The organism is Corynebacterium sp. HMSC034A01, from assembly GCF_001838175.1.
In the GTDB taxonomy this organism is placed as follows: domain Bacteria; phylum Actinomycetota; class Actinomycetes; order Mycobacteriales; family Mycobacteriaceae; genus Corynebacterium.
The window spans coordinates 58,252-69,953 of record NZ_KV835942.1; the positions used below are offsets into that span (position 1 = coordinate 58,252).

Sequence of the window (11,702 nt, forward strand, 5' to 3'; positions counted from 1 at the left end):
CTTTTGTTAAGTTAGGCAATCCTATATAGTCCGTGCGGTGAGTTTCCGGCCCTTCCTTGCAACAGTCGTTCGCAGCGAGCGCATCGCACCGAATTTTCAACGTGTGACGTTCACTGGTGTCGACGCAATGGGTCCCGCTGTGCCCATCATGGATCTGCGGATCAAGCTCATCATCCCGTCGGAGGCAGGGCTTGTTGATTTGCCGGCCGAGGGGTGGTGGGACCTCTGGCGCGCCATGCCGGAACACACGCGCGGGCATCTCCGCACCTACTCCATTCGCGACCTCCGGCGCAACGACGGTGACCCGGACGAACTCGATGTGGATTTCGTGCTGCACAGCCACAACGCTGGGCCGGCCTCCGCGTGGGCAGAAAGCGCGCTGCCTGGGCAGGCGCTGTGGATCATTGGGCCGACCCGCGATGACGCGTCTGGCGTCGGCATCGAATTCGCTCCCGGCGCTGCCGCGGCAGCTCGACTGTACGGCGATGAAACTGCCCTTCCCGCGATCTCCCGAGTGCTGGAGGACTGGCCTGAAGACCTCGCCGGTTCCGCCGATATTGAGGTGCCGGTGGGCAACAGACTTCAAATCGATGCGCCTGCCCACGTTGATGTCCGCTGGCACTTCCGCACCGAGCCCGAAGTCGGGCATGGGGACAAGCTCTACGCGCAGCTTAAACAGGACATTGAGCCGCTGCGGGGCCGAGCAGCTCCCACCACCGATGAGCCCGATAACGACGGTGGCCTCCAGCGAGACAATGTCTGGGAAACCCCGACGTATTCGGGAAGCGGGGAATCCATCAACAGTGGGGCGGGCGCGTCCGGACATACCTACTACTGGATCGCCGGCAAGAACACTTCGGTGAAAGCGATGCGCCGCCTGTTGGTTAAGGAGGCGGGATTGCCGCGCGAGCACATCTCGTTCATGGGGTATTGGCGGTGACAGGCCATGAGTGCGACTAGACACGCGGGATTCGCCATTGCGCTCGGGATTTCGGCTGTCGCCGCGGTGTTGCTCTCGCTCGCCGTCGGCGCGCGGCAGATGAGCGTGGCAGAAAGTGTCAGCGCTGTGCGTGACGGGCTTGCCCTCGCGTTCCACACCGAATCTGGGCAGGTCAGCGAGGAAGCGCAAGTGGTTGCCCAACTGCGGGTACCGCGCACGTTGCTCGGACTGCTCGCCGGCTCGGCATTAGGCACAGCGGGAGCTCTGCTTCAGGGGCACACACGCAACCCGCTGGCTGACACAAACCTGCTGGGCATCGCCCCTGGGGCGGCGCTTGCGGTGGCTGCGGCAACCGCCGTGTTCGGCTCGCTACCGGTGTTGGTCGCGGTGGGGGTAGGTTTCCTCGGCGCGACCATGGCGGTAGCGCTCGTCTTCGCACTGAGCGCCCGAAGCCGCGGGACCACTCCGATCACGGTGGTACTCGGCGGGTCCGCGCTTGGGGCGGTGTGTTCCGCGCTGACCAGCGGCATCGTGCTCACCAGCACGCAAAGCCTCAATGACATGCGGTTTTGGACGGCGGGCTCTGTCGCGGGCCGGGACATGCACATTGTCGCCGCCGTCGCCCCGGTCATACTGGTCGGCTTAGTCGCCGCGTTCGCCACGGCGAACCGGGTGAACATGGTGAACCTGGGCGATGACGTCGCGCACTCGCTCGGCGTCAACGTCGCAGCTGCACGCGCGGTGGGGATCCTGCTGGTCGCCCTTCTTGCCGGTGCAGCTGTGGCGGGGGCGGGCCCGATCGGGTTTGTCGGCTTGGTCGTGCCGCATATCGTCCGCTCCCTGACCGGGCCGGATTACCGTCTGGTGCTGCCGTGCTCCGCGCTCGCCGGTGCGACGCTGCTGCTCCTCGCGGATGTCGCCGGCCGAGTCATCGCCCGCCCCGGTGAGCTGCAAGTTGGCATCACCCTCGCATTCGTCGGCGCCCCGTTCGCCCTGTACCTGCTGCGGAAGGGGGCGAAGCTGTGACCCGCACATTTGCAGTCAATGTCGTGCTCGCGGTGTGCGGGCTCGTCGTCGCGCTCGGAGGCATCATGGTGGGGGAATTCGGGCTTGGGCTTCACGACGTCCTCGCCGCCCTTACCGGACAGTCCACCGGCATGGCCCGCACCGTGGTCGTTGAGTGGCGCCTGCCGCGTGTTGCCACGGCACTGGCGGTGGGGGCCGCGCTCGGATTTGCGGGCGCGATCTTTCAGACGATCACTCGTAACCCGCTGGCCAGCCCAGACATCCTGGGCGTTGTTTCAGGTGCGTCGTCGTTCGCACTCACGGCGCTCCTCGCGGGTGGCGGTACCGGGGCGCTGCTCAGCGCGCTCGGAGTGCCGCTGAGCGCGTTTGTCGGCGGGATAGCGGTCTCCTTGGCGATGTGGTGGCTCAGCCGCGGGGGCGGTCTGGGATCGTTCCAGCTCATCTTCGCCGGCATTATCCTCAACGCCCTGGCGGTGGCGTACAACTCCTTCCTCCTCGTCCGCGCCGACTACCGCGATGTGGGCAAAGCCCAGGCGTGGGTGACCGGCTCTGTCGGATCCTCAGGTTGGGGTGACGCCGCAGCTGTGTTGGTGGCGCTTGCGCTGGTTGTGCCGCTGCTGCGCTGGGCGGCGTTCCAGCTCGAAGCCCTCTCTCTCGGGGACGACACGGCTGCGGGGCTGGGCGTCGACCCGCGGCGCACCCAGCTTGCGCTCATGGTGCTTGCCGTGGCGTTGACATCGACGGCGGTGGCGGCTTCAGGCCCGATTGCTTTTGTGGCGTTTGTGGCGCCGCACGTGGGCCGTCGATTAGCGCATGCCCCCACGCCCCCACTCGGCACCGCGATGATTGCCGGCGCGCTGATCGTCGCCGGTGCGGACCTCGCGGTGCGCACCGTCGTGCCGGGAGACTTGCCGGTAGGCGTGGCCACGTCAGCGTTCGGCGGGGCGGCTTTGCTCTACGCGCTGATGCGCGCGACCAGAAAGGTGACCTTGTAATGCTTCACGTGCGTGATCTCACCGTCAGCTACGGTGCGGCAACGATTATCGACGGGCTCGCCCTCGATGTCCCACGCGGCGGCGTCACAACCATCGTCGGGCCGAACGGCTGCGGTAAATCAACGTTATTGCGCGCGGTTGCTGGCCTGATTCCGCGTGAGCGCGGCGAGGTTGTCCTGGACGGCCGAAACACCGCGGAGATGAAACGCCGAGAGATCGCCCGCACGCTCGCTGTGCTGCCGCAAACCCCCGTAGCGCCGGACGGGCTGACGGTGCGTGACCTGGTCGGGCGCGGGCGCCACCCGCATCAGACGTGGCTGCGCCAGGCCTCGGAGAAAGACAGCGCGATGGTGGACGAGGTGATGGAGCTGACTCAGGTGTCCGAGTTCGCGGAGCGCCCGCTCGAGCGGCTCTCGGGCGGGCAGCGGCAGCGCGCGTGGATCGCGATGGTGCTCGCCCAAGACACCCCGCTCGTGCTTTTGGACGAGCCGACCACGTATCTAGACCTTTCCCACTCCGTCGAGTTACTTGCGCTTATTCGCCGTCTCGCCGATGACATGGGGCGCACCGTGGTCATGGTGCTGCACGATTTGAACCTCGCGGCGCGTTTTTCCGACCAGTTGGTCGTGATGAAAAGCGGCGAGGTCCAAGCGGCGGGCACGCCCGCCGAGGTGGTGTCGGAACAGTTGCTTGCAGACGTATTCTCGCTGCCCGCCGTGGTTGCCGAGGACCCGGTGGCAGGAGGGCCGCTGATCGTGCCCCGCTAGCGCGCTCTAGAGCTCCTGGCCAATCTGTGTGATCGCGTACGGGATGGTCAGCGGGTTGGGCATGCTCATCGCGTTGGCGGTGTCGGTGTCGAGCCAGTGCACGCCCCCGCGCGTGTTGACGTCGAGGTTCGCAAACGAGGCATCGTTTTTCAGCGCGTCGATCGCGCCGTAGTAGTCCAGGATGAACACGTAGTCCACGTCGTTGAGATCGGAGTAGTTCTCTGGGGACCAATCGATGAAGAAGCTGGATCCGTCACCGTTGAACTTGTCCGGAATGGTGAACCCGAGCTTTTCAATGAAGGAGCCGCGGCCGTCGCTTGCCGTGTACACGCCGAGCTTGCCGTCGTAAGGCATCCCGATGACCGCGGTCTTGCCCTGCAGCTCCGGATGCGCCTGCCGGAAGTCCGCGAAAGCCTGCTCGGATTCCGCGATGAGCTTGTCGCCCTCCGCTTCCTGCCCCAACGCCGCCGCGATCTCCTTAATCTGCTCGTCCCACGGCACCTGCCAGTCTTCGTGTTGGTCGGAATGGAAGGTCGCCGGCGCAATCTGCTGCAACAGTGCCTGCTTGTCGCTGTCGAAACCGCTGTTAACGGCGATGATCTTGGTCGGGTCGAGCGCTGCGACCTGCTCAGCGGTGTCGGTGCTGAATTCGGTGGTGGTGTTGCGGATCGGGTTCGCCTCGGCGGTGAGCTTGTCTTTCGCCCACGGTCCGAGGCCGGACGGATCGCCCGTGCCCTCTGCCTCCCACGTGGCGTAGCCGACCGGTTGCTCCCCTAATGCGAGGACGGTGTCCACGTCGCCAAGCCCCAGCGTGACAATGCGGTCGTTCGACCCAGCCGCGTCGGTGTGCTGGCCGGAGTCGGCGGACTCGCTGGAACAGCCGGTGAGCAGCAGCGCAGCTGTAGCGAAGGTAGCGGTCAGCCGCTGAAGTGACAGTGGGGAAGTGCGTTTCAAGGTTCGCCCTTTCGGTCGGGAACAAAAGCACCCTGGGTTAGGTGTGCCTAAGCTAACGTGATTATTTTAGGGTATGCCGTCGCCACCGGGCAACACCTAGGTGGCCCGGGCTTTAGCGGTGACCGTCGCCGAACTCGCGGCGGAAGTTGCCGTCCCAGTCGTAGTCCGCGCCCGGGTCCTGGGTGCCGAAGTTTCCCTGCTCAAAGGTGTCCGGCTGCTGGTCGCCGCTGCCCTGGATCCCCATCACCAGAAACACCGCACCGGTCACCGCGCCCGCGATGCCGATGAACACGGCGGTGGAGCCGGTGAGGAACGCGAACGAGAGCACGGCCACCACGATGCAGGCTGCGCCGATGGCGTAGTTGCGCGCCGGCGAACCGGAGCTGTTGCGTTGTCCACCTGCGGGGTCGTGGGGGAGCCCGTCGTCGTTGTATCCCTTGAACTGCATGATTCGCAGCCTACGGGAGACATGCTGTTATTGGCTGTTGAGTTTTCCGGACAGGCGGTCCAGGCGGTCCTTGCTCGGCCCGTCGAGGCCGACGATGGTGACGGTCTTGCCTCGTTCCTCGAACTTGCGGGTGACGGAGTCCAACGTGGCCACGGTGGAGGCGTCCCACACCTCGGCTGCGCTCAAGTCGAGGACGATGTTTTCTGCCGGGTCGGTGTAGTCGAACGCGTAGACCAGGTCGTTGCTGGAGGCCCAGAACAGCTGGCCGTGGATGCGGTAGGTGCGGGTGTCCACCTGCCCATCGTTGGTGGTGTCCTCGGCGGAAACCTGCTCGACGGAGGCAAGGTGTGCGACGCGGCGGGCGAAAGTGATCATCGCGGTGATCACGCCGAGCACGACGCCGACGGCGAGGTTGCTGGTGGCAAGCGTTGCTACGACGGTCACCAGCATCACCACGGTCTCCGACAGCGGCATGAATTTCAGGGTGCGCGGGTGCACCGAGTGCCAGTCGATGGTGCCCACAGACACCATGATCATGATGGCCACGAGTGCCGCCATCGGGATCTGGCCCACCACGTCGCCGAGCAGCAGGATGAAGGCGAGGAGGAATACGCCGGCCAGCAGCGTAGACAGGCGGGTGCGCGCCCCAGATTCGCGGACGTTGATCATGGTCTGCCCGATCATGGCGCAGCCGCCCATGCCGCCGAAGATGCCGGAGGCGATGTTCGCCACGCCTTGGCCCCAGGATTCGCGGGTTTTGTCGGAGTGGGTGTCGGTGATGTCGTCTACAAGCTTGGCCGTCATCAACGACTCCAGCAGGCCCACGATTGCCATAGCCAGGGAATACGGCGCAATAATCTGCAGCGTCTCTAGCGTCATCGGCACATCCGGGACGAACAGGCGCGGCAGGGAATCCGGCAGCTGCCCCATATCCGACACAGTGGGGACGCGGAATCCGGCAAACCCCACAACGGCGCTGATGACGATGATGGTGATCAACGGGGCGGGGATGGCGCCCGTAAGTTTCGGCCACCCGATCATGATCGCGATGCCAGCTGCGACGAGGACGTAGACGACCTTTGGTACGTCGATAAGATGCTCCAGCTGCGCGGTGAAGATCAAAATGCCCAGCGCGTTGACGAACCCGGTCATCACCGACCGGGGGATGAAGCGCTGCAGCTTGGCCACCCCGAGCGCCGCGAGCACGATCTGCAGCACGCCCGCCAGCAAGACGGTTGCGATGAAGTAGTCCACCCCGTACTCGCGGGCCACCGGGGCGATGACCAGGGCGACCGCACCCGTGGCGGCCGAGATCATCGCGGGGCGCCCGCCGGTGAACGCGATGGTGATGGCCATGACCACGGAGGCGAACAACCCGAGCGACGGATCAACCCCGGCGAGGATGGAAAAGGCGAGGGCTTCGGGGATGAGCGCCAGCCCGACGGTCAGGCCCGCCAGCACCTCCTTGCGCAGGCGGGCGGGGGACGAAAATGCGTAGCGGAAGGATTCCACAACGCCCGTCGGGGCGAGCGGTTCGCGAGTGGTCTCGGTGTGAGGGGCAGCCATAGTCATACCGTTTTCAATGCGTAAGATGATGTCCCCTCGGGCAGGTGAGGGTACGAAATCGTAGCTACCGTATCGGTCCCGCGCTGTGAGCGCCAATGCAGCCGCCGCGCGAAAACGGTCTTGGTCACGAGGCGGGGAGGTCGCCGCGGATCGTCGCAAAGCTGTACGCCACCATGTAGATGCCGACGATGGCGGCGATCCAGAGAAGCGTCACTTTCGCCTCGTACTCGAGGCGGGGGATGAGGCGTTCGAGCCGCGGGAAGAACTTCTGGCCGAAGAGCAGCGCCAAGGTGGCGAGGATGACTGTCGGCACAATCATGACGAGACAGTAGACACCCACGGCCCCGGCCTTGGCCACGGACGGGATTCCCCAGCTGCCGATGATGCCCATCGCTGCGATGTACGGCAGCATCGTCGCCGCCTCGGTGAGAGATGCGCCGAGGCCGAGGGCGACCATGCTCGGCACGCTGCTTGTGGCTCCGGCTGCGCGTTTCGGCAGCTGCCCGGGTTCGGGCTTCTTGGGGTTGGGGCCGAAGATGCCGAAAAGCGCGAGGGCCGCGCCCAGCGTCAACGTGATCCAGGGGAAGACATCGGTCTGCATGACCCGTTCGGCGACCGACCCCAGTCCTGCGAATCCGAGGAGTATCCCGAGCCCGAGGAGGAAGTAGACCGCCGCGACGGTGATCAAGTACGCGGTCAGCGCTGGAACGCGGACGGCGCGCCAGTGGACTATCAGCGCAAGGGGGATGACAAGGGTGCCCAAGCTCAGGCTGTCGAGCAGCGCCAAGCCAACAACGGCGATGACTGAACCCATGCGACGCTCCGATTCTCTCGTACGAACGTATTTTGTCTTACAAACGTACGAGAAAGTAGGCTGGTGCGCAACCATGAATGACTTTTCCCTGGACCATCAGTTTTCAGAATCGGCCGCGACCATTGCCGACGCGACCATCCGCATCATTGCGACGCGCGGCCTTGATGCCGTGAGCGTGAGGGAGGTGGCGAAGGAATCCGGGTTCGCCGCCGGCTCGGTGCAGTACCACGCTCCGAACAGGGACGCCCTGCTAGCGCACGCGTTCATCCGCTCCATCCAGCGCCAGAGCGAGCGGGTGGCGGCGGTGCCTGAAAGGGAAGGCGAGCTCGAAACCTGGGTGGCGAGGCTTGCCGAGCTCCTCCCGACCGGAGGGGTGCGTTCGGAAGATGCCGCGATCTGGGTCACGTACGGCTCCGCCTCTGCAACCCGGGGCTGGATTGCGAAGCTCTACACCGAGGTGCTTGAAGACTTTCAGGGCAGCGTTGTCGCTGCGCTCGGCGGTGGGGAGGGTGCAAAGCCCAAAGCGCGCCTAGTTACCGCGCTAATCAACGGTCTCGCTCTGGATAACCTGCGGGTTCCCGAATCGGAGGCCGACCGCATCGTGTCAGACCTCCGCGAAGGTCTGCGCCTCCTCTTCTCCAGCTAGCACCGCACCGAACCGCGAGCCACACCAAGGAATCACCATTGGAGCGATTACGCTTGGCTCCAACTGCCCACAACAGAAAGTGAGAGCTGTGGAGACGAGCAAGACCCTCGCCGTGGACACGCTGCAGCGCGTCCTGATGCCGAAGAAGGGCGAGCCGCACGACGTGCGCATGCTGTACCTGATCGAGCAGGATCACAACAAGCAGCGTCTGCGCTGGTCCGACCGTACGAGCTTCGAGGTCCCCGCGGGCAACGAGGTCAGCTTCGAGACGTATTTCAACGCGTTCCCGGCGAGCTACTGGCGCCGCTGGTCGCAGCTGGACACCGTGGTCCTGGCCATGGAGGTCGAAGGCCGCGCAACCATCTCCGTCTACCGGTCCAAGCACGACGGCACGCGCGTGAGCGTCACCAACGTCGAGGCCACCGGCCGCACTGAAATCCCGCTGCGCTTGAGCAACTTCGAGGACGGCGGCTGGCTGTGGTTCGACATCACCGCCGAGGACGACACGCGCATCGCGGACGCCGCGTGGTGCTCCCCGCAGGAGCCCAAGGAGCAGGTGCTTGACGACGGCACCGTGGTCCCGCCCCAGCCCAAACAGGTGGCCGTGGGCATCCCCACGTTCAACCGCCCCCGCGACGCCGTCAACGCGCTGCACGCGCTGGCGGAGGACCCGTACGTGGAGGCCTGCATCAGCAACGTGCTCATGCCGGACCAGGGCGACCAGCACCCGGCGGACGAGCCGGATTTCGCCGAGGCCGAGAAGAACCTGAACGGGAAGCTGGAAATTTTCCAGCAGGGCAACCTAGGCGGCTCCGGCGGCTACTCCCGCATCATGTACGAGGCGCTGAACCGCACCGACGCGCCGTTCATCCTGTACATGGACGACGACATCGCCATCGAGCCGGACTCCATCGTCCGCGCCGTGCAGGCCGCGCGCTACGCGGCACAGCCGATCCTGGTGGGCGGGCAGATGCTCAACCTGCAGGACCGGAGCCAGCTGCGCACCACGGGTGAAACGGTGGACCCGGAGATCTTCATGTTCTCCGCCGCCAAGCACGCCGTCTACGACCACGACTTTGCCAAGTACCCGCTCGGCTACGTGGGCACGGACGAGGAGGACCTGGATCCGAAAAAGACCACCTCGCGCCCGCTGCACCGCCGCATCGACGTGGACTACAACGGCTGGTGGATGAACCTCTTCCCGCGCGTAGTGGCGGAGAAGATGGGCCTGCCGCTGCCGCTGTTTATCAAGTGGGACGACAACGAGTACGCGCTGCGTGCCAAAGAAGCGGGCTTCCCCACAGTCACCTGGCCCGGCGTGGCCATCTGGCACATGGCGTGGGCGGACAAGGACGACGCGATTGACTGGCAGGCGTACTTCCACATGCGCAACCGCCTCATCGTGGCCAGCATCTACGGCCCGGACAACCCGGAGGCGATGCTGAAGAACATGCAGAAATCCACCGCGAAGCACTACTTCTGCATGGAGTACTCCACCATCGCCATCCAGAACGAGGCGATGCGCGACTTCCTCGCGGGCCCGGACCAGCTCTTCGGCATCCTCGAGTCCTCGCTGCCGCGGATTCAGGGTATCCGCAAGGAGTACTCGGACGCGCAGGTGCTGCCGTCCGCGACCGACCTGCCCGCGCCCACCGGCGCGCCGGGCGTGCCCACCAACAAGGTCGGCGGGCGTCTGGCCAAGATCAAGAAAATCCCGTGGGCCGTCAAGGCGCTGATGCACCTGCGCAAGGACGAAGACCGCGCGCACTGGGACGCGCCGCAGCTCAATCTCACCGCCGACGAGGCGCGCTGGTACACGCTCGCCCGTGTGGATTCGGCGACCGTGTCCACCGCCGGCGGCACCGGCGTGGCCTTCCGCAAGCGCGACAAGAAGCTTGCCGACGACCTCGTGGCAGAGCAGAAAGAACTGCGCGCCCAGATTAAGGAACGCTGGCCGGAGCTCAAGCGCACTTACCGCGACGCGCGTGGCGAGCTGACCAGCCACGAGAACTGGGGGAAGATCTTCGATGCGCAATAACGAGGTAGACCTGCTCGTCGCCATCCAGGACGAGCTGTACACCCCGGAAACCGCGAAAGCCGCCCGCGCGCTCAGCCACTTCGGCGAGCACGACCTCGGTTGGCTGGCGGTGGCGGGGCTTGGCGGAGCCGTCGATAAGCAAAATCGCTCCAAATGGCTCGCGCTCGGCGTCGGCACCTTCGCCGCGCACGCCGCGACCGTAGTGCTCAAGCGCATCGTGCGCCGCCCGCGGCCGAACGACCCGCGCGTGAAAATCGGCGTGAAAACGCCCTCGCAGCTGTCGTTTCCCTCCTCGCACGCCGCGAACACCGGCGCCGCGGCCGTGCACCTGGCGGACATCACCGGAAGGAAGTGGCCGTGGCTGCTCGTGCCGGTGATGATGCTGTCGCGTAACGTGCTCGGCGTGCATTACCCAACCGACACCCTCGCAGGTGCCGCCTTGGGCGCGGCGACGGCGAAGGTGGCAATCGAGGCTGAGAAGAGGATCTAGTGGCAAACACCCGTGAACCCGTGGACGAGCCCCTGATCAAGTCGGAGCCGCACACCTCCGGCGTTGACCAGGTGATGAAGAAAACGCCGCCGAAGAACCTCGCGGACGCGATGCTCAAGGGCCTGCGGCCGAAGCAGTGGGTGAAAAACGTCCTCGTGCTGGCCGCGCCCCTGGCCGCCGGCGCGGACGCATTTAACTCCCGCACCGCCGTGGACATCCTCCTGGCGTTTGTGGTGTTCTGCTTCGGCGCGTCCTCGATCTACCTGATCAACGACGCGCGCGACGTCGAATCCGACCGCCGCCACCCCACCAAGCGGTTCCGCCCGATCGCCTCCGGCATGCTGCCGATCCGCCTGGCGTACGTCATGGCTGCGGTGCTGGTGGCGCTTTCACTCGGGCTGTCGCTGCTGGCTACCGACGGCACGTCGCTGGCCTGGGTCATCGGCATCTACATCGCGCTGCAGCTGGGCTACTGCTTCGGCTGGAAGCACATCCCGGTGATCGACATCGCACTGGTGTCCTCCGGCTTCATGCTGCGCACCATGGCCGGCGGCGTGGCCGCGGGCATCGACCTGTCCCAGTGGTTCCTGCTGGTGGCCGCCTTCGGCTCCCTGTTCATGGCGTCCGGCAAACGCTACGCCGAGCTGCTGCTGGTCAAGGAAACCGGCGCGGAGATCCGCCGCTCGCTCCAGGGCTACACCGAGACCTACCTGCGGTTCGTGTGGACCCTGTCCGCCACCGCGGTGGTCATGTCCTACGCGCTGTGGGGCTTCCAGCTCTCCAACTCCGTCGAGGGCACCGCCGCCATCTGGTACCAGGTGTCCATGGTGCCGTTCGTCATCGCGATCCTGCGCTACGCGTCCGTGGTGGACGGCGGTCAGGGCGGCGCGCCCGACGAGATCGCGCTGGAGGACCGTGTCTTGCAGCTGCTCGCCGCGGCGTGGCTGTTCTGCATCGCCATGGCCGTCTACGTTGTGCCGAACTTAGGCTGGTAGCGCTTCACCCACTAACATCGTCG

The 11,702-nt window shown here is 65.6% G+C and carries 12 protein-coding genes; 8 read left to right on the plus strand and 4 right to left on the minus strand.

Annotated features, from left to right (window positions below):
* Nucleotides 1-37 precede the first annotated feature (37 nt).
* The 4 genes from HMPREF2791_RS03405 to HMPREF2791_RS03420 are packed head-to-tail and all read left to right on the plus strand — an operon-like array spanning nucleotide 38 to nucleotide 3,728.
* On the plus strand, nucleotides 38-940 hold the full coding sequence (locus HMPREF2791_RS03405) for a siderophore-interacting protein (protein WP_070844390.1): 903 nt from the start codon (nucleotides 38-40) through the stop codon (nucleotides 938-940).
* A 6-nt stretch (nucleotides 941-946) separates the two neighbouring features.
* Nucleotides 947-1,966 carry a FecCD family ABC transporter permease gene (locus HMPREF2791_RS03410; protein ID WP_070844391.1) on the plus strand — a complete coding sequence of 340 codons (1,020 nt, stop codon included), beginning with the start codon at nucleotides 947-949 and terminating at the stop codon, nucleotides 1,964-1,966.
* Nucleotides 1,963-2,961 carry a FecCD family ABC transporter permease gene (locus HMPREF2791_RS03415; protein ID WP_083290084.1) on the plus strand — a complete coding sequence of 333 codons (999 nt, stop codon included), beginning with the start codon at nucleotides 1,963-1,965 and terminating at the stop codon, nucleotides 2,959-2,961. The genes HMPREF2791_RS03410 and HMPREF2791_RS03415 overlap by 4 nt, the downstream gene beginning before the upstream one ends.
* Nucleotides 2,961-3,728: an ABC transporter ATP-binding protein gene (locus HMPREF2791_RS03420; protein WP_070471963.1), complete on the plus strand. Its 768-nt coding sequence runs from the start codon at nucleotides 2,961-2,963 to the stop codon at nucleotides 3,726-3,728. Before HMPREF2791_RS03415 ends, HMPREF2791_RS03420 begins: the two co-directional genes overlap by 1 nt.
* A 6-nt stretch (nucleotides 3,729-3,734) precedes the next feature.
* On the opposite strand, the gene HMPREF2791_RS03425 is transcribed toward HMPREF2791_RS03420, so the two are convergent.
* The 4 genes from HMPREF2791_RS03425 to HMPREF2791_RS03440 all read right to left on the minus strand — a co-directional run bounded on the left by HMPREF2791_RS03425 (nucleotide 3,735) and on the right by HMPREF2791_RS03440 (nucleotide 7,510).
* The gene (locus HMPREF2791_RS03425; protein WP_070471965.1) at nucleotides 3,735-4,682 is read right to left on the minus strand and encodes an ABC transporter substrate-binding protein; all 948 of its coding nucleotides are present in this window, start codon (nucleotides 4,680-4,682) and stop codon (nucleotides 3,735-3,737) included.
* Between the two features lie 112 nt (nucleotides 4,683-4,794).
* Nucleotides 4,795-5,130 (minus strand): hypothetical protein, encoded by a 336-nt coding sequence (locus HMPREF2791_RS03430; RefSeq protein WP_070844392.1) that lies wholly within the window; start codon nucleotides 5,128-5,130, stop codon nucleotides 4,795-4,797.
* Between the two features lie 27 nt (nucleotides 5,131-5,157).
* On the minus strand, nucleotides 5,158-6,696 hold the full coding sequence (locus HMPREF2791_RS03435) for a SulP family inorganic anion transporter (RefSeq protein ID WP_246825409.1): 1,539 nt from the start codon (nucleotides 6,694-6,696) through the stop codon (nucleotides 5,158-5,160).
* A 124-nt stretch (nucleotides 6,697-6,820) separates the two neighbouring features.
* Nucleotides 6,821-7,510, minus strand: a complete 690-nt coding sequence (locus HMPREF2791_RS03440) for a GAP family protein (RefSeq protein WP_070844461.1) — start codon at nucleotides 7,508-7,510, stop codon at nucleotides 6,821-6,823.
* Nucleotides 7,511-7,583: 73 nt separating this feature from the next.
* Here HMPREF2791_RS03440 and HMPREF2791_RS03445 point away from each other — a divergent pair, with 73 nt between their 5' ends.
* From HMPREF2791_RS03445 to HMPREF2791_RS03460, 4 genes are all read left to right on the plus strand, one after another.
* Entirely contained in the window at nucleotides 7,584-8,156 is a 573-nt protein-coding gene (locus HMPREF2791_RS03445) for a TetR/AcrR family transcriptional regulator (RefSeq protein ID WP_070844394.1), read from the plus strand.
* A gap of 88 nt (nucleotides 8,157-8,244) precedes the next feature.
* Nucleotides 8,245-10,194 carry a glycosyltransferase gene (locus HMPREF2791_RS03450; RefSeq protein WP_141764901.1) on the plus strand — a complete coding sequence of 650 codons (1,950 nt, stop codon included), beginning with the start codon at nucleotides 8,245-8,247 and terminating at the stop codon, nucleotides 10,192-10,194.
* Nucleotides 10,184-10,684: a phosphatase PAP2 family protein gene (locus tag HMPREF2791_RS03455; RefSeq protein ID WP_070844395.1), complete on the plus strand. Its 501-nt coding sequence runs from the start codon at nucleotides 10,184-10,186 to the stop codon at nucleotides 10,682-10,684. The genes HMPREF2791_RS03450 and HMPREF2791_RS03455 overlap by 11 nt, the downstream gene beginning before the upstream one ends.
* Complete coding sequence (locus HMPREF2791_RS03460) at nucleotides 10,684-11,679, plus strand: decaprenyl-phosphate phosphoribosyltransferase (RefSeq protein WP_070844396.1); 996 nt, start codon at nucleotides 10,684-10,686, stop codon at nucleotides 11,677-11,679. The genes HMPREF2791_RS03455 and HMPREF2791_RS03460 overlap by 1 nt, the downstream gene beginning before the upstream one ends.
* Nucleotides 11,680-11,702: the final 23 nt, after the last annotated feature.